The sequence below is a fragment of the Cuspidothrix issatschenkoi CHARLIE-1 genome (assembly GCF_002934005.1).
Taxonomy (GTDB): domain Bacteria; phylum Cyanobacteriota; class Cyanobacteriia; order Cyanobacteriales; family Nostocaceae; genus Cuspidothrix; species Cuspidothrix issatschenkoi.
Window position 1 is genome coordinate 1 of sequence record NZ_PGEM01000130.1, and the last position, 19,404, is coordinate 19,404.

Genomic DNA, 19,404 nt, shown 5'->3' on the forward strand with positions numbered 1-19,404 from the left:
TACGGCGTAGTAGTTAAAGTTTACATTTCTTATTATTATTGGATATTTTGGAAGTCACTCGATTTTGGATTGACGTTAGCGAAGCGTACGCAGCGAGTATTTTGGATTTGGGATTAACAATTTTTCCTTCCCCAACGATCTACGGTGTACAGTCTAATCAATTTACCTAATAGGGTTTTAATGCCCCCTAAACCCTAATTCTGGGAGGAATAAGAATTTCAAAGTCCCCGAAGTTTAGGGGATTTAGGGGGCTAAATAACCACAAAACGAAAACAGATAGGACTTGTGTGTACACCGTAGCCTCAAGGATGGGGACCATACCAAATTTTTTTAATCTAAAATCTAAAATCTAAAATTCCCCGTAGTTTCAATCATTCCATTCACCACGAGGGGGTACAGGTGTACGGACAGGTGTGCGTGTTAATTCGTCATCTCTGTTAAAATCACCCCGTAACCATTGACGAATAGCTACCTCAATCACTTTACTGGGGTCATTTGTGAGATGTTGAATCTGCTCGATTAATTCCGAATCGAGATGGAGCGCAATTTCGGTTTTATCAGCGCGTTGATTATCTGCACTATTAGGATTTTTTTGCGTGTTCATGGGATTAAGTTCTCTGAAATTCGTTTATTGAAACCGTTGTCAAGAAATAATGATATTTCTAATTTTACTGATTTTTCTTCCACTTTCCTGACTCAGGTGACTGAAAAAACTTTTGTTTTGTGCCTCCTGCCTGTTTTTGCTTTATTACCTCAGAAAGCATTAAAATACATTAAGTAAATAGGTTTCACTTTTGGTTTGCTTGAGGGCAAAGATGGTATATGACTGACGTTCCCGCAGATCGCATTCGCAATTTTTGTATTATTGCTCACATTGACCACGGAAAATCTACTCTCGCGGATCGTTTACTACAGGCTACTGGAACTGTAGAAGACCGGCAAATGAAAGAGCAGTTCCTCGATAACATGGATTTGGAACGGGAGCGCGGCATTACAATTAAGCTGCAAGCTGCCCGGATGAATTATACTGCTAAAGATGGTCAGCAGTATGTTCTCAATTTAATTGATACTCCTGGTCACGTAGACTTTTCCTATGAAGTATCCCGTTCCCTAGTTGCTTGTGAAGGGGCATTGTTGGTTGTGGATGCGTCCCAAGGTGTAGAGGCGCAAACCCTAGCCAATGTCTATTTAGCCCTAGAGAATAATCTAGAAATTATCCCTGTTTTAAATAAAATTGATTTACCAGGAGCAGAACCAGAGCGAGTAATTGGTGAAATTGAAGAAATTATTGGTTTAGATTGTAGTGGGGCAATTTTAGCTTCGGCGAAAGAAGGAATTGGTATTCCTGAAATTTTAGAAACCATTGTTGAAAGAGTACCACCACCTGCAGATACTGTAAATGAAAGTCTGCGAGCTTTGATTTTTGATAGTTACTATGATAGTTACCGGGGTGTAATTGTTTATTTCCGGGTGATGGATGGAACTGTGAAAAAGGGCGATCGCATCTACTTAATGGCATCCGGTAAAGAATATGTCATTGATGAATTAGGCGTACTTTCTCCTACCCAAAAACAAGTTGAAGAACTTCATGCCGGCGAAGTAGGTTATTTTGCCGCAGCCATTAAAGCCGTAGCTGATGCCAGGGTAGGAGACACTATTACCCTATGCAAAAATAAAGCCACCGAACCTTTACCTGGTTACGCTGAAGCCAATCCCATGGTATTTTGTGGGATGTTTCCCATAGATGCAGATCAATTTGAAGATTTGCGGGAAGCTTTAGAAAAACTAGAACTCAATGATGCGGCATTACAGTATGAACCAGAAACTTCTAGCGCCATGGGTTTTGGTTTCCGTTGCGGGTTTTTGGGACTGCTACACATGGAAATTGTGCAGGAGCGCTTAGAACGGGAGTATAATCTAGATTTAATCATTACCGCACCCTCGGTAGTTTATAAGGTCGTCACCAATAAAGGTGAAGAACTCTACATTGATAATCCTAGCCGCTTACCTAACCCCAATGAACGGGAGAGAATTGAAGAACCCTATGTACAAGTAGAAATGATCACTCCCGAAATCTATGTCGGTTCTTTAATGGAGTTATCACAAAACCGTCGGGGTATCTTCAAAGATATGAAGTATCTCACCCAAGGCCGGACTACACTGACTTACGAGTTACCCCTGGCGGAAGTTGTTACCGACTTTTTTGATCAAATGAAGTCCCGTTCTCGCGGTTACGCTAGTATGGAATATCATCTAATTGGCTACCGGGAAAATCCCTTGGTGAAATTGGATATTATGATTAATGGTGATCCTGTGGATTCCTTAGCTATGATTGTCCACAGAGATAAAGCCTATAATGTGGGCAGATCAATGGCGGAAAAACTCAAAGAACTCATTCCCCGTCATCAGTTCAAAGTCCCCATTCAAGCATCTATTGGTGCTAAAGTCATCGCTAGTGAACATATCCCCGCCATGCGAAAAGATGTGCTAGCGAAATGCTACGGTGGTGACATCAGCCGGAAAAAGAAACTTTTGCAAAAGCAAGCTAAAGGTAAAAAGCGTATGAAGGCTGTAGGTACGGTAGATGTACCACAGGAGGCTTTTATGGCTGTGTTACGGTTAGATCAAAGTTAGTTTCCAGATTTCTGGATTTATCAAGACTCGTCTGTATATTAATTATAATTACAGGCGAGTTTGTTTTGATACTAAATAAGTACCTGAGCAAGATTATAGGAATAACGTTCGCGTAGCGTGTCGAAGACATACCGCACCAGGACGCACCAGAACACAAAGCAGTAAGAGTTTGAGAGTTTTTTGCGTAAGTCCTGATCTGTAACCCACATTCCGCAGATAAAATCCAATTCTGAATAATTATCACGAAAGATTCAGGGTTGTACAAACTTTACTCCAAAAATATTCTCAATAAATGAGATAAATTCCTAATAAACATTTTATAGTTCCTTTGAACTAAAATCCTGAAAACCCTTACCAAACAATGTTTTTGGAGATAATTATTTTTTTATTCTCCGCTTATGCGGAATGTGAGCTGTAAAATTCAAAATTCACAGTTTTTTATTAAAAGTTAACCCTGTTTCCCCCATATCAATGATGATTGTATCACCACCAACAAAGGTATTCTCTAGTAACTTTGTGGCTAGGGGATTTTCAACTTCTCGCTGAATTGATCGTTTTAATGGACGTGCGCCGTAAACTGGGTCATATCCAGCTTCTACAAGATGATCACAAGCTGCTTGGGATATCTCAAAGGAGATTTTTTGCTCTTTGAGAAGATTCTCCACCCGTTTGAGTTGAATCCGAATAATATGCCCCATTTCTGCACGACTAAGAGCGTGGAATAGGATAAGATCATCTACACGATTGAGGAATTCGGGGCGGAAGTGCGATCGCAAACTTTCCATCACTTTATTACGCATCATATCATACTTGCTATCATCACCGGAAACATCCAAAATATGCTCACTGCCGATGTTGCTAGTCATTACTATGACAGTGTTACGGAAATCTACAGCCCGTCCTTGGGAATCAGTAACTCTACCGTCATCGAGAACTTGTAGTAAAATATTAAATACATCGGGGTGGGCTTTTTCCACTTCATCTAACAACACCACTGAATAGGGATGTCGGCGAATTGCTTCGGAAAGTTGTCCCCCTTCTTCATAACCAACATATCCCGGAGGCGCACCGACTAGGCGAGAAACGGAGTGTTTTTCCATGTACTCGGACATATCCAAACGTACCAAAGCGTCATCAGAATCAAAGAGAAACTGAGCTAAGGCGCGGGCGAGTTCGGTTTTACCCACGCCAGTTGGTCCCATAAACAAGAATGAACCTATCGGTCGAGAGGGGTCTTTCATGCCAGCGCGGGCGCGACGAATCGCCGCAGAGACGGCGGAAACGGCTTCTTCTTGACCAATTACCTTTTCATGTAAATGACTTTCTAATTTAAGTAATTTTTGCCGTTCGGATTCTAAAAGCCTATTTACGGGAATTCCTGTCCATTTAGCGACAATTTCGGCAATATCGGCTTCTGTGACTTGTTCGCGCAGCAAAGTCGAACCCTGGGTTTGAATTTCTAACAGTTTCGCTTCTTTAATCTCTCTTTCTCGTTGGACTCCCTCTAATTTACCATATTTGAGTTGAGCGGCTTTATTCAAATCATAGTCACGTTCTGCTTGTTCAATTTGTAGTCTAAGATTATCTTCTTCTTTCTTTAACTCGCTAATAGCTTCTAATAACTGTTTTTCCCCTTGCCATTGTTCGTTGAAGATATGCTGTTTTTCGGTTAAAGTGGCAATTTCTGCCTCAATGCGTTCTAATCGTTCTCTAGTTTGGAAAATAGTTTGTTCTTCTCCAGATAATGAGAGTTTTTCCATTTCTAGCTGCATTAAACGTCTATCAATGGTTTCTAATTCTGCGGGTTTGGAAGTGATTTCCATTTTTAATTTTGCCGCGGCTTCGTCTACCAAGTCAATGGCTTTATCTGGTAGAAAACGATCAGCAATATAACGCGCTGACAAGGTTGCTGCTGCGACTAAAGCGGAATCGGAAATTTTGACGTTATGATGTACTTCATAACGCTCTTTTAAACCTCTTAAAATGGAAATTGTATTTTCTACTGTTGGTTGATCTACATAAACCTGTTGAAAACGTCTTTCTAATGCCGCGTCTTTTTCGATGAATTTACGATATTCATCTAAGGTGGTTGCACCAATACAGCGTAATTCACCACGAGCTAACATGGGTTTAAGTAAGTTACCCGCATCCATTGATCCTTGTTGATTAGAACCAGCACCGACAACGGTATGGAGTTCATCAATAAATAGGACTACTTGCCCATTTGATTCCGTAACTTCATGGAGAACGTTTTTTAAACGGTCTTCAAACTCACCTCTGTATTTTGCGCCGGCAATTAAGCTACCGATATCTAAAGAGATTAGTTGGCGGTTTTTCAGAGATTCGGGAACGTCACCATTTAGCATTCTTTGGGCTAATGCTTCAGCGATCGCTGTTTTGCCAACTCCCGGTTCACCAATTAACACAGGGTTATTTTTGCTACGTCTGGATAATACCTGAATTACCCGGCGAATTTCATCATCCCTACCAATAACTGGATCTAATTTTCCTGCTTTTGCCTGTTCTGTGAGATCCCGTCCAAATCTTTTTAAAGCTTCATAAGGTACATCCGCTTCAGTTTTTGCTGATGCTTTGACGGTGGGAGTATTGCGAACAGATTTAACTCCCATTTCCAACTTAACAACATCTATATTAAAACTTTTAAACAATTTTCTACCAATCCGGTCATCATCAGCCAAAGCTAGAATAAGATGACCTTCGGAGATTTCCTCCTCTCTCATTTTGGATCTAATTTCATCGGCTTTATCTAAAAACTTTTCTAAATTGCGTCCTAAGTAAAGTTGATCACTTTTAGCTACCCTGGGTTGACGCTGAGTAAAAGCCTCTAACTGTTGTTGAAACCGCACCGTATCAACCTCAGCACGAGTCAAAATAGCCGTAGCTAAAGCAGTGGGTTCTTCTAAAAGAGCAATAATTAAATGTTCAACTTCTAACTGTTGTTGTTTATAAGCACGAGCAACTTCTTGTGATTTTGCTACTGCTTCCCATGCTGTATCAGTAAATTTATCAGGATCTGTAGGCTGCATTTGTAAAATTTTAGATTTTAGACTTGTGATTTAAGTTTAGGAGGGAAATGGGTAATGGGTAAAGAAGTTATTGATCTTCCTACCCTCTACCTTAAATTATTCTGGAGTTTTTAACTGAATCAACTCAACTTTATAACCATCTGGATCATCAACAAAAGCAATGATAGTTGAACCATGTTTCATTGGACCTGGTTCTCGAACTACTTTACCACCCAGTTGTTTAATCGTCTCACAGGTGGCGTAAATATCATGGACACCCAAAGCAATATGACCGTAGGCATTACCTAAATCATACTTTTCTACACTCCAGTTATGGGTCAGTTCCAAAACTGTGTGATCACTTTCTTCTCCATAACCGACAAAAGCCAGGGTGAACTCTCCCCCAGGATAGTCTTTCTGCCGGAGTAGCTTCATTCCTAGCACATCACAGTAAAATTTCAAAGATTCTTGTAGGTTGCCTACTCGCAGCATGGTGTGTAGTAATCGCATAGTAACCGTTGCTAAACTTTGCCTTTATTTCTTCAATATTTTATATCTGATCAGCGATTTTGACAAAATCTGTAGGTATAGAATTACTCAAATTGAAACCCACAAGAACTTACTGGTATATGCCAAAGGTAGTTAAACTAATGGTATAATCTTTCTGTGATAAAATACAATCGGGGGTGAGAAAACCTCACTCCTAGATATTTTTGAGTTGACTAACTGTTTCTAACACAAGATAACCAATAGACTATGATCACTTCAGAAACATTTAATTCAGTACCAGTCACAGTTTTAACCGGGTATTTAGGTGCAGGTAAAACTACTTTATTAAATCATATTCTTACTTACGAACACGGTAAAAAAGTTGCTGTTATTGTCAATGAATTTGGGGAGGTTGGTATTGATAATCAATTAGTAATTGGTACCGATGAAGAAATATTTGAAATGAATAATGGCTGCATTTGTTGTACGGTGCGAGGTGATTTAATTCGCATCATTGGCAACTTAATGAAACGCCGTGATAAATTTGATCATTTAGTAATTGAAACCACGGGTTTAGCTGATCCTGCGCCTGTGATCCAAACGTTTTTTGTGGATGAAGATTTGCAAAGTCAATTATCACTAGATGCAGTGGTGACAGTTGTTGACTCTAAACATATTTGGCAACATTGGGAAGCAGATGAAGCACAGGAACAAATTGCTTTTGCTGATGTAATTTTATTGAATAAAACTGATTTAGTTACACCAGAAATTTTAGATGAATTAGAAACTCGCATTCGGTCAATGAATGCTATGGCTAAGATTTACCGCACCCATAACTCTGAATTAGCAATGTCAGCTTTATTAGGTGTGAAAGCATTTGATTTAGATCATGCCTTAGAAATTGATCCTAATTTTTTAGGAGAAGATGCCCATGAACATGATGAAACTGTGTATTCTGTCGCTATAGTTGCAGAAGGTTCTATAAATGGTGAAAAATTAAATGTCTGGATGACAGAATTACTCAGTACCCAAGGCACAGATATTTTTAGAATGAAGGGAATTTTAAATATTGCTGGTACAGATGAGCGTTTTGTTTTTCAAGGTGTTCACATGATATTTGATGGTAAACCTGATAGACCTTGGAAAGTAAATGAAACTCGCAAAAATGAACTGGTATTTATCGGCAGAAATTTAGATGAAGCCCAATTGAGGGCAGATTTTTTTGCTTGTATGAATTAGAAGAAAGGCGATTGTCACAATTATGAACTTAACAGATAGTGCATTTACAAAAGATTATTCAACTAGACTTAATGATTATGTTACTGCTTTAGCTTGGTCTAATCAAGGGGAAATATTGGCAGCGAGTTCTGGCACGGGAGAAGTTGTTTTATGGGAAAATGGTGAATTAAATATTTTACAATCTCCCACAGATAAAGCGGTAAATTGTCTCGCTTTTTCCCGTGATGGTAAATATTTAGCGATGAGTGGACAAGATGGAACAGTAAAAATTTGGTGCGAAAATGAATTAATGACCACCTTAGAAAATGCGCCAATTTGGGTTGATCAATTAGGATGGAGTTATAGTAATAATCAATTAGCTTTTAGTTTAGGTAAATATGTCCAAATTTGGGATGCAGATACATCCGAAGTTGTGGCTACTCTCAATTTTCAAGATTCTTCAATTTTGGGGATTGACTGGCGCAAAGATGGTAAATATTTAGCAATTAATGGCTATAAAGGTGTAAAAATTTGGTCTACTCAAGATTGGAATGATGAACCATTTATACTTTCTATGCCTACTGTGAGTACAGCAATGGCTTGGTCCCCAGATGGTGAATATTTAGCCTCTGGAAATATGGATCGGACTTTGACTGTTTTACAATGGGAAAATCCTGATCCTTGGGTAATGCGGGGCTTTCCGGGGAAAATTCGTCAATTAGCTTGGTCAGACGTGAAAACCGCCACAGGCGCGCCTATTTTGGCTGCTGCCAGCGTTGATGGAATAGTTTTATGGGAAAAATCCCCAGATGAATCTGTGGGTTGGGAAGCGGAAGTATTAAGTAATCATGTAGATATAATTAAGGCGATCGCTTTTGCGCGACAAAGTTTTAATCTCGCGTCTGCTGGTGCTGATGGTTGGTTATGTTTATGGGATGAAAACAAGGGAGTATCACAAATTTTTAGCGATGCAACCGCAGGTTTTTCTACCCTATCTTGGCATCCCCAAGGACAACTATTAGCTGCCGGTGGTGAACAAGGAGAATTAATAATTTGGTCAACTTCTAGGAAAACTTAACAATTCAGATTTGAGGATTTCTATTATATAGCAGGGGTAATTCATGAATTACCCCTAGGAGAAAACGGGGAGGGTTGAGTAGAGATGTTATCTATAATCCTGGCTTTGAATATTCCGTAATCTTGCCGCATCACGCATACCATAATCAGGACGAGTAAAGCGATTTAGCTGCATTTCAAAAAATTCCCGATTTGCTTGTAAATGCTTGGGATTTGGGTCATCCAAAGGATATAAAAGGGCAGTTCTCAAAGCTTGAATTACCGCAGATGTCACATTATACATGGAACGTTGGAAAGTAATCCCCAATTGAATTAACATATCCTCTTCTCCTCGACAATATTGTTGATAATAATCAACTAAATATTGAGGTAGAAAATGCAACATATCTTGCATTAATAACGTGGGAGGAATACCTGCTGTACCGACGGGAAAGACATCAGCGTAAAGAATGCCATAGTGGAAGTCCTTTTGATCTTCGGGAACTTGTCCTGCTTGGGCATTATATGATTTTGTGCCTCTAAATGGTGCTGTGCGATAAAAAACAGCTTCTACATAGGGTAATGCGGCCTCATATAACCAGGTAAAACCTTTAGATTTGGGGATGATTTCATAACATTCACCATCAACATAAACATGATGATAAATGGGACGACCGGCAATTGCAAATATGCCATTGACCAGGAAATTCATGGCATCAGGTACACCTTTAAAACCACCTTCATCATAAATATCGGACATCTCAAAAAATACAGGTGCCATGACTTCCCAAAAAAGTCCTAAATTAGAATAATAGGACATCATGCGGCACTTTTCCAAGAACATATCAGGAAACAGTTTATAAAGTGCTGACATGAGGGGATTTTTCCGAAAATAAGCTTTAATTGCTTTATCAGCATTAGCTTTATATTCTTCTGAATCTAAATAGGCATCAAATTGGTTAACTGGTGCATACATTTTGCGATGCCATAACATAGCTTGCATACAAGCTTCCGCAAATTCCATGTTAATTCTGTCATGGAATAAATGATGGAAAATCTTTGGCATTTTGGTAGTTTCACCTTTTTCCATAAATGCCAGAAGTTCTGGGTGGGCAGTAGCTATACCTCGCCAAATTCTTAAATCAGCATCATCACCTGCATAGTGATTATGTAAGTCTAAATATTCTTGGGGTAAGAAATATTTAAAAGCTGGTAAAGGTTCTAAAAATACTCTTTCGGCAATGTACAGTAAATCGCGCCAGTAGAAATCCATCGGTACAGCATAAGCTTTATAAATCCCGATGATTTGCATCAAGTTTTCCGGTGTATCTGGCAACATTGAACCGCCAGCTTCTAAGCGATAAATAATTTCTGCAAATTCGTGTTTTGAAGGTGGGATTTTTGTATTTGGTTTAGCTGGAGTTTGTACCATAATATTTTTGTTTTGGGTTTATTTGTTGGCTTTCCCAGTAGGAGACTGGGAACGGGATAACTACTTCAAGGCAATTACGGTTTTTTCTGGCGTAGGAATTGCCGCTACCATGGCGGTAGTTGTGGTTTCACTCCAACGCACTAACCAAACTGGTTGTACTCCCAAAAAGATGATTAAGGATGCCAAAATTAGGGCGGGTACTTTTTCATTCCATAATACTCTAGGGTAGTAGGCTAGGTTATTTTGCAGTTTGCCAAAACAGGTACGATTAAGAAGAATGACAAAATAAACTGCGGTTAAACCAGATGCAACTACACATAAAAGTGTGGGAATGGGGAAGGTAGAAAAACTACCTTGAAAGGAAATAAATTCGGCAATGAAACCTGTTAAACCAGGGATACCCGCGCTGGCCATGCCACCTAAAACCAGCAAAGCACTAATTAATGGTAAACCGCGAATGGGACTCATTAAACCATTCAGTTTGTCTAATTCTCTTGTTCCAACTTTGGTTTCAATAATACCGACTAAATGGAAGAGAATGGCGAGAATAATTCCATGACTAAACATTTGGGCGACTGCACCAACTAATGCTAAGGGTGTGGCGGCGGCTGCTGCTAGTAACATATAGCCCATGTGGCCGATAGAACTATATGCTACCATGCGTTTGATGTCTTTTTGAGCGATCGCTACCACTGCCCCATAAATCGCGCTAATCGCCCCCCAAATTGCTAAGGTTGGGGCGATAATATGCCATGTTTGGGGAAACATTCCCAAGCCAAATCGTAATAATCCATAAGTCCCTAGTTTTGCTAATATTCCACCTAGTAAAATGGCGATAGGTGCGGAAGCTTCAACGTAAGCATCTGGTAGCCAAGTATGGAAGGGAATTAAGGGAATTTTGATGCCAAAACCTAAAACTATTCCTGCTAACAATACTAATTGCATCCCGGCAGAAATGTTTTGTGTAGCCACAGCATCAAAGGCAAAACTGCGAGAACCAGTTAACCACACCATGCCTAAAAATGTGGCTAAAATTAAAGCCCCAGAAATTGCTGTATAAATCAGGAATTTCATGCCCGCATAGGCACGTTTTTCTCCTCCCCAAATGGAAATTAGTAAATAAAAGGGGATTAATTCTAATTCATAGAACAGGAAAAACAGGAGTAAGTTTTCTGATAAAAAAGCACCGGCAACACCACCACAAACCAATAAAATCAGGGAATAGAATAAACGGGGACGTTCTGTATCTTTGCTGCTGCTATAAATAGCAATCCAAGTAAGGAAGCTATTTAATACCAACATTAATATTGACAGTCCATCAACTCCTAGTTGATAACTCAAACCTAAGGTTTCATTCCAAGGTAGATATTCGGTAAATTGCATCCCTGGCTTACTGATATCAAATTTCAGGAGAATGAAAATATTCCACAGTAAAACTAAACCTGTAATGATTAAAGATGCTAACCGAATGCGATGGGCAGGAATATCTTTTGCTGGATAAAAGCCGATGATTATAGCTGCTACAATGGGCAACCAAATTAAAACACTCAACATATTTACTAATTGGTGATTGGTGATTGGTGATTGATTTACATTAAGGATTCAGGGAACAGGGAGGATAAAAGAAAAATGTTCTTCATCCGTCACTCTGATAGCGTTCACGTAGTGTGCCGAAGGCGGTGGCGTTAGCCATACTCCTGACTCGGTAACTCCTGCTGTAAATGGTATTTAAAAGAGTAAGAATTCAGGATAGAAAATACTCTAAGTCAGGAAAATCAAGGCTTTTCGAGTAAGTTATGATGATTTTTAAGAAAATATCACTTGCCTGTATTCCTGATTTTATAAGCATTCTGAATCCTGACTCGGTGAATTCTTACTTAAAAGATAAAATCTATGACTTGAATTCCCCAGAAAGGCCATGTCACCCATGCACCTAAACAACCAACTCCTAATAGGACTGTCAAGGCATAAAATTGAGTTTGTCCATTGTTGCTATATTTTAAGCCTTCACCACCTAAAAGGGAGAATAACCCGACAAAATTGACAATCCCATCTACTACAAATCTGTCCAGCATATCGGCAAATTTAGACAGTTGGGCAACGCCGAAAATAATGGTGATTTTGTAAAGTTTAGGGGTGTAAAAGTCGTAAGCAAATAGATTTTGTAAACCTTGCCAGGGTAAACGAATTGGTTTAGGAATGTTGCCTAAGTAGATGATGCTGCTAATACTGCAACCAAAGACACTTGACCAAATTAATAGGAGGGCGACATCTTTATTTAATGTTACCCAATCGGGAAGTAATGATAAACTTTGCAAGACTAAAGGCAGGTGTAACACAAAGCCGCATAAAATCATCATTGGTAATACCATTAACCAAATAGCTTCCGGGGAGCGTTCACTCATTTGTTTGGGTTTACCACCAAAAATTAAGCTAAATTCTCTAGTTAAACTAAATGCAGTTAAGGCATTAACAAAAATTACTATTCCTACTAAAGTTGGATGTGTTTCCCATAAGCCATCGGCTAGTTTAAATAAAGCCCAAAAACTCCCTAAAGGGGGAAAACCAATTAAACCCAATGTACCGATAATAAATGCTAAACCAGATATGGGACGACGTGACCACAGCCCACCGAGTTGGGTAACATCTTGAGTCACACTGTTCCAAACTATTCCCCCGGTACTCATGACTAATAATGCAGAGGCGAGGGCATGGGTGAGAACTAATAATAATGCGGCTTCGTTTTGTTGTGTGCCTACAGCAATAAAGATTAAGCCCATGTAAACACTGACAGAATAGGATAAGCAGCGTTTAATGTCAATTTGAGCGATCGCAATTAATGAACCACCAATGGCTGTCAATGCACCAATAGCGACTATCGCTGAAGATGCTACAGGGGATAAACTAAACACTGGCTGCAATTTAATCAACACCCATGCACCACTGGCAACTACCACGGAACTCCGCAAAATTGTACTGGGAATAGGCCCCTCCATCGCTTCATCTAACCACAGATGCAAGGGAAACTGAGCGCATTTACCCATTGGACCGGCAATTAATCCGAAACATACTAAGGTGATAATTGTGGGGTCAACATTGGCCGTGGCTGCCCATTCGGCTAATTCTGTATAATTCCAAGTTCCTGAAAGTGTCCAAAGTCCTAAGACACCCATTAACAAAAACAAGTCTCCTACCCGTTTGGTTAAAAAAGCGTCTCGCGCCCCAGTCACTACCAAAGGCTGACTAAACCACAAACCTACTAATAAGTAAGTTCCCAAGGTGAGAATTTCCAGAATTACATAGGTGAAAAACAAATTGTTACACAAAACTAAAGCGCAAAGACCAGCTTCAAATAATCCCAATAAGGAAAAGAAGCGTCCCCAACCCCAGTCCATTTCCATGTAACCAATAGCATATATCTGCGCCAGCAAGTTCAAGCCGGTAATAATAATGATTGCCCCGACGCTGATGGAAGAAAGTTCTAAATTAATGGTCAGGTCTAAACCTGCTGTAGATAGCCAAGGTATAAATACTTCTTGAACTGGATGATTCCAAGTGGCAGGGAAGGCTAAGACAGCATGGAAAAAGGAGAAAAAGGTCATTACCGCATTGACGTATCCTGCTGGTCTAGGCCCGGTTTTGCGAATGATCCCCGGCGACCAAGGTATGGCTAAAAGCCCACCAATTAAAGCATAAACTGGAGTTAGCCAAACAGTGTCTAGAAAATACTGAGCCATTCAATTACCTCTATAGTTTGCATCAAAAATTAAGGAAAACACACCAACTATGGTTGATCCCCATCAATCTAGGTGTGACGGAGAATGGCAATTTATCTTTGTTTAATATTCTTAAAATTAGCTTACCGTTATCTGTGCCAAAAAGGAATTACTTAATTAGATAGATTCACGATATTTTCTCTAACTTATTCTTATATTTCAATGGATTACATTATTAAATAGTAGCTATTGATTATAGCCTATGCTAGGTTGGCGCTGAAAATTGTCGTTATAGCAAGGCAAGAGGCAAGAGTAAAGAAGTTTTCAGCGATTTTACGTTTCTTTACACAGTTTGATTTTATTGTGTTCACCTACTTATGTATTTTATTTGTGTTTCTATAATACCTATGATCAAGGGGTGGAAAACTCCACCCCATCAAACTCACACTTTAGCAATTATGTCAAGATGCAAATGAGGGAAATTATTTTCCACAATAGATATAGGAGTGAAAATTGTCCCTACAAGGGTTTGGTGGTTATACACATTTAATACAGGTGGGTTGAGTTGACTAATGGGCGCTGGTTTCATATCCCGGTAATCAATAATTTGGACAATAACTAGGTAGGCGATCGCTAGTAGAATAGAAATTGCACCTGTAATAATTGCAACTATCTGAGAACGGTTCATGGGTATTTCCTACGAATGTTATATAGAGTCCTATATATCCAGTTTGCCAGAATATATCAAAAGCTGATATTATAACTGCAACGATAGAATATAGAAGTGAATAAATATGTTTAATTTCAAAACGATAGGGAAACACTCAGTAGGAATCGTCCAACTACAGAAGATTATTTTTACAGTATTCCTGACTCTGAGCATTAGTTTAATAGCTCCTGCCACTTCTTGGGCTGCTAATTTAGGAGTTGAGTCAGGTTATCTTAGTCCTTGTCCATCTTCTCCTAATTGCGTTGTTAGTCAAAATGGCGATACTCAACACGCTATTGCACCAATTACCTATCATGTAGAACGAGATAAAGCTAAAGAGATAGTATTAAAAGTTCTCACTGTTGTTCCTCGCACAGAAGTGATTGAACAAACAGATAATTATATTCATGCTATTTCTAAAAGCCGCATCTTTAAATTTGTTGATGATGTGGAGTTCTATTTTCCTAAAAATGAATCAGTTATTCATATTCGTTCCTCATCTCGTGTGGGAGATTCGGATTTTGGTGTTAACCGCACTCGTTTAGAACAAATTCGTTTAGCTTTACGGGATTTAGATATTTAGATTGTTTAGCTATTTTTTGGCCGTTTTAAGGGGACAGAATTAATAGGCCCCAGAATTTGATTTAAACCCTGTAACTGTTCCGCCGTACCCATACAAATTAGGGTATCTCCTGACATTAAAATAGTATCACCTGTTGGACCACCAATGAGAGTACCATCGAGGCGGCGAATAGCTAGAACTAATGCACCAGATTGCGATCGCAATTTGGCTTTTTGTAAAGTTTGACCCACAAAAGGACACCTATCTGGATCTAGTAAAAATTCTTCCATATATAATTGGCGGTCTGCACCGGAGAGAATCCCATCCACAAAGTCTAAAATTTGCGGTCTGAGGGCTGCTGCCGCCATGCGTTTTCCCCCTGTAATATATGGTGAAATTACGGCATCTGCGCCACCGCGCTGTAATTTTTGCAATGATTCTTCTGTACTGGCGCGAGCGATCGCCCTAATTTCTGGATTCAGAGTTTTTGCTGAGAGAACAGTGTATAAATTTTCTGCATCCGAAGGCAAAGCGGCGACAATACAAACTGCTCGGTCAATACCAACCTTAAACAAGGTATCATCTAATGTTGCGTCACCTTGAAAAACAGTGTAACCAATTTCTTGGGCTTTTTGTACTGATTCAAATTCTGAATCAATAATTACAAAAGGAACACCTTCAGAATGAAATTCCTTAGCAATTTGTCGCCCAGTACGGCTAAATCCACAAATAATATAATGTCCTGATAATGATTCCATTAAGCGCCTTTGTTGTCGCAGTCGAATTCCTTCGAGAAAATAGCCTTCAATTACTGCAGCTGTAAATCTATTCACAATATAACCAATATTCACCACACCCATCAAAATTAAGGCAATGGTAAACAACCGCCCCCGACTTCCTAATGGATGAGTTTCTCCATAACCGACAGTGGCCAAAGTAATCACAGTCATGTAAGCCGCATCTTCCCATGACCAACCTTCAACCAAACAATACCATAAAGTCCCAATTAAAAAAATAAAACCTAGAGCCAGTGCCCCAGCCATTAACTCTTTTTGAATATGTTGATATTTTTGCTCAAGGTTAGAATACACAGGTAATTAAAAATTAAAAATTAAAAAATTTCTCCTTCATCTTAACTCAAAAGTAGGGGCGAAGCATTCGGATGATAGTCTTAGCTAAAAACGGATAATTAATTGTCCGAATGCTTCGCCCATAAACTATTGACGCACAACTTAAAATTATCCATTGATCTGAGAGGTCGAGGATCTGGGTATGGGTAATAAGTAGGGGCGAAGCATTCGGATGATAGTCTTAGCTAAAAACGGATAATTAATTGTCCGAATGCTTCGCCCATAAACTATTGACGCACAACTTAAAATTATCCATTGATCTGAGAGGTCGAGAATCTGGGTATGGGTAATAAGTAGGGGCGAAGCATTCGGATGATAGTCTTGGGTAAAAACCGATAATTAATTGTCCGAATGGGTAATAAGTAAGGGCGAAGCATTCGGATGATAGTCTTGGGTAAAAACCGATAATTAATTGTCCGAATGGGTAATAAGTAGGGGCGAAGCATTCGGATGATAGTCTTGGGTAAAAACCGATAATTAATTGTCCGAATGGGTAATAAGTAGGGGCGAAGCATTCGGATGATAGTCTTAGCTAAAAACCGATAATTAATTGTCCGAATGCTTCGCCCATAAACTATTGACGCACAACTTAAAATTATCCATTAATCTGAGAGGTCGAGGATCTGGGTATGGGTAATAAGTAAGGGCGAAGCATTCGGATGATAGTCTTGGGTAAAAACCGATAATTAATTGTCCGAATGCTTCGCCCCTACACTGGGGATCTGGGTATGAACAATTATGTAATTATATGTATTTTAGCAATAATTCTTTACTTAGGCGATTACTGAGAATCAAATAATTAAGATAATATAGGAATAATATTTGATTTATGAAAAGATAATTAGGGTTATTATCTATTATGTCTAGGTTATTAATTACCCAATACCAAACAGAAGTACAAAAAATCATTCAATTTGGTGGTTCACGGAAAGAAACATCTATTCGTGTTGCTTTCCAAAACCTGTTAAATGAATATTGCAAACCCCGTGATTTTCTACTCATTCCTGAATTAGATTATAAATTACCAAATGGTAAAGTCGTTTATCCCGATGGTACAGTTAAAGATGCTTTGCGGTTAGATTGGGGTTACTGGGAAAGTAAGGATCAATATGATAATTTAGATCAAGAAATTGAGAAAAAGTTAAATAAAGGTTATCCCGATAGTAATATTTTATTTGAAGATTCCCAAACCGCCGTTTTAATTCAAGGTGGTACAGAAACTGGGCGCGTATCTATGCAAGATGCGGACGCGCTAGATGGTATTATTAATAACTTTATTAATTTTGTCCGTCCTGAAGTGCGGGACTTTCGAGAAGCGATAGAAATTTTTAAACAGGATATACCCATTATATTAAACTCTCTCAGAGATTTGATAAATTGTCAAGAGGAAAATAACACATCTTTTCAAACAGCAAGAAATAAGTTTTGGGAAATTTGTAAAGAGTCTATTAACCCGGAAATCACAACTTTTGATATTCGGGAAATGATGATTCAGCATATTTTAACTGAGGATATTTTTATTAATATTTTCAGTGAGTCGCAGTTTCATCAAGAAAATAATGTTGCGAGGGAGTTACAAGGGGTAATTTCCACATTTTTCACGGGAAGTTTAAAGCGGAATACTTTGGGGAGTATAGAAAGATATTATGCAGTCATTAAAAGAACTGCGGCAAATATTGTTAACCATCAGGAAAAACAGAAGTTTTTAAAAGCTTTATACGAGAACTTTTATAAAGCATATAATCCCAAAGCTGCGGATAGATTAGGAATTGTGTATACTCCTAATGAGATTGTCAGGTTTATGATTGAAAGTACAGATTTTTTAGTACATAAACATTTTGGTAAGTTGTTAGCGGATAAGGATGTAGAAATTTTAGATCCTGCGACGGGTACGGGAACTTTTATTACTGAATTAATTGATTATTTACCTCCCCAGAGTTTACAGCACAAATATAAACATGAGATTCATTGTAATGAGGTGGCAATTTTACCTTATTATATTGCGAATTTGAATATTGAATATACCTATAATCAGAAAATGGGAGTATATGAGGAGTTTGAAAATATTTGTTTTGTAGATACTTTGGATAATACCTTGTTTGAAGGAAAGCAAATGGATTTGTTTGCCATGACTGTGGAGAATACTGCAAGAATTAAAAGGCAGAATGATAGAACTATTTCTGTGATTATTGGAAATCCTCCTTATAATGCAAATCAACAGAATGAAAATGATAATAACAAAAATCGTGCATACTCAGAAATAGATAAGTTAATTAAGGCTACTTATGTTAAGGAAAGTACAGCACAAAAAACTAAAGTTTATGATATGTATTCTCGTTTTTTTAGATGGGCTACTGATAGACTAGGAGATAATGGAATTATTGCTTTTATTACTAATTCATCTTTCATTAATGCAAAAGGCTTTGATGGTTTTAGAAAAAGTGTAATCAACGAATTTAATTATATTTATATAATAGACTTAGGTGGAGATATTAGAGAAGGTGATACAACAGGTAATGTTTTTGACATTATTACTGGCGTTGCTATTACTTTTATGATTAAAATAAAATCCAAAAATAAGCTACCTTGCCAAATTATGTATTGTAATACTGAAAATTTTAATTCAGCACAGGAAAAACTTGATTTTTTAGGAAAAACTAAATTTGATTGTTTTGCTTTTGAACATATTAAACCTGATCATCAAAATAACTGGGTTAATTTAACTGATAATGATTTTGATGATCTAGTTTCTATAGCTGATAAAAAGAATAAATCTATTTTTGAGGTATGTTCTAATGGAGTTGCTACTAATAGAGATGAATGGGTATATGATACTGATTTAGAGAATTTAGAAAATAAAAGTATATTCTTTATTGATGAATATAATTATGAGGTTCAAAGATGGATTCAATATAAAAAAGATAACAAATATCAAGATATAAAGCAAGAAGATAATCCTATTGTAGATAAGTTTCTTGCTGAAAGAAATCTAATTAAATGGAGTTCAAGAATTAAAAGAGATAAATTAAGAAAAGAAAAAACAGATGTTTTTAATCAAGAAGATTTAAGAGAATCCCATTATAGACCTTTCGTAAAGAGATATATCTATTTTAGTTATATTCCCATTGATATAAAAGGTTCACAGCATTTATTTTTCCCTAAAAAAAGTTCTAGCAATCATGTTATTTGCTTTGCGAATAATGAACAGACTGATATTCTTGTTTTAGCTATTAATACTTTATGTGATTTGAATTTTTGTGCAAGAGGATCTAGTTGTTTTGCATTATATACTTATGACGAAAATGGAAACCGCATTGATAATATAACCGACTGGGGACTAAAACAAATTCAAACCTATTATCAAGATACAACAATTACCAAAATAGACATCTTTCATTATACCTACGCAGTCGGGAGCATATCAACTTTGTT

14 protein-coding genes are annotated in these 19,404 nt (G+C 38.0%); 5 read left to right on the plus strand and 9 right to left on the minus strand.

All coding sequences use genetic code 11. The annotated features are described in order from the left end of the window. Window positions 1-367 precede the first annotated feature (367 nt). Window positions 368-604: a hypothetical protein gene (locus CUN59_RS16285; RefSeq protein WP_104388823.1), complete on the minus strand. Its 237-nt coding sequence runs from the start codon at window positions 602-604 to the stop codon at window positions 368-370. Window positions 605-822: 218 nt separating this feature from the next. On the opposite strand from CUN59_RS16285, the gene lepA reads away from it, so the two are divergent. Continuing rightward, entirely contained in the window at window positions 823-2,634 is a 1,812-nt protein-coding gene (gene lepA, locus CUN59_RS16290; RefSeq protein ID WP_104388824.1) for a translation elongation factor 4, read from the plus strand. A 428-nt stretch (window positions 2,635-3,062) separates the two neighbouring features. On the opposite strand, the gene clpB is transcribed toward lepA, so the two are convergent. Both clpB and gloA read right to left on the minus strand, forming a co-directional pair. Next, complete coding sequence (clpB, locus tag CUN59_RS16295; RefSeq protein WP_104388825.1) at window positions 3,063-5,681, minus strand: ATP-dependent chaperone ClpB; 2,619 nt, start codon at window positions 5,679-5,681, stop codon at window positions 3,063-3,065. 96 nt (window positions 5,682-5,777) lie between these two features. Further along, window positions 5,778-6,170 carry a lactoylglutathione lyase gene (gene gloA, locus CUN59_RS16300; protein ID WP_104388826.1) on the minus strand — a complete coding sequence of 131 codons (393 nt, stop codon included), beginning with the start codon at window positions 6,168-6,170 and terminating at the stop codon, window positions 5,778-5,780. Between the two features lie 246 nt (window positions 6,171-6,416). On the opposite strand from gloA, the gene CUN59_RS16305 reads away from it, so the two are divergent. Both CUN59_RS16305 and CUN59_RS16310 read left to right on the plus strand, forming a co-directional pair. Beyond that, complete coding sequence (locus CUN59_RS16305) at window positions 6,417-7,388, plus strand: CobW family GTP-binding protein (protein ID WP_104388827.1); 972 nt, start codon at window positions 6,417-6,419, stop codon at window positions 7,386-7,388. A 22-nt stretch (window positions 7,389-7,410) separates the two neighbouring features. Continuing rightward, window positions 7,411-8,445, plus strand: coding sequence for a WD40 repeat domain-containing protein (locus CUN59_RS16310; protein ID WP_104388828.1), 1,035 nt, complete (start codon window positions 7,411-7,413; stop codon window positions 8,443-8,445). A gap of 87 nt (window positions 8,446-8,532) precedes the next feature. Here the strand turns inward: CUN59_RS16310 and CUN59_RS16315 are convergent, their stop codons facing one another. From CUN59_RS16315 to CUN59_RS16330, 4 genes are all read right to left on the minus strand, one after another. After that, a complete protein-coding gene (locus CUN59_RS16315; protein WP_104388829.1) occupies window positions 8,533-9,855 on the minus strand; it encodes a CO2 hydration protein in 1,323 nt (440 codons plus the stop codon). A 60-nt stretch (window positions 9,856-9,915) separates the two neighbouring features. After that, window positions 9,916-11,409, minus strand: a complete 1,494-nt coding sequence (locus CUN59_RS16320) for an NADH-quinone oxidoreductase subunit M (RefSeq protein ID WP_104388830.1) — start codon at window positions 11,407-11,409, stop codon at window positions 9,916-9,918. Between the two features lie 323 nt (window positions 11,410-11,732). Next, the gene (locus tag CUN59_RS16325; protein WP_104388831.1) at window positions 11,733-13,592 is read right to left on the minus strand and encodes an NAD(P)H-quinone oxidoreductase subunit F; all 1,860 of its coding nucleotides are present in this window, start codon (window positions 13,590-13,592) and stop codon (window positions 11,733-11,735) included. A 421-nt stretch (window positions 13,593-14,013) separates the two neighbouring features. Beyond that, on the minus strand, window positions 14,014-14,259 hold the full coding sequence (locus CUN59_RS16330) for a hypothetical protein (protein ID WP_104388832.1): 246 nt from the start codon (window positions 14,257-14,259) through the stop codon (window positions 14,014-14,016). 106 nt (window positions 14,260-14,365) lie between these two features. On the opposite strand from CUN59_RS16330, the gene CUN59_RS16335 reads away from it, so the two are divergent. After that, window positions 14,366-14,863 (plus strand): DUF1499 domain-containing protein, encoded by a 498-nt coding sequence (locus tag CUN59_RS16335; protein ID WP_104388833.1) that lies wholly within the window; start codon window positions 14,366-14,368, stop codon window positions 14,861-14,863. A gap of 5 nt (window positions 14,864-14,868) precedes the next feature. On the opposite strand, the gene CUN59_RS16340 is transcribed toward CUN59_RS16335, so the two are convergent. Continuing rightward, window positions 14,869-15,933 carry a potassium channel family protein gene (locus CUN59_RS16340; RefSeq protein ID WP_279327313.1) on the minus strand — a complete coding sequence of 355 codons (1,065 nt, stop codon included), beginning with the start codon at window positions 15,931-15,933 and terminating at the stop codon, window positions 14,869-14,871. Window positions 15,934-16,220: 287 nt separating this feature from the next. Continuing rightward, complete coding sequence (locus CUN59_RS21170) at window positions 16,221-16,487, minus strand: hypothetical protein (RefSeq protein WP_133164039.1); 267 nt, start codon at window positions 16,485-16,487, stop codon at window positions 16,221-16,223. A gap of 344 nt (window positions 16,488-16,831) precedes the next feature. Here CUN59_RS21170 and CUN59_RS16345 point away from each other — a divergent pair. Continuing rightward, the coding region (locus CUN59_RS16345; protein ID WP_104388834.1) for a type ISP restriction/modification enzyme at window positions 16,832-19,404 on the plus strand (2,573 nt) is incomplete at its 3' end.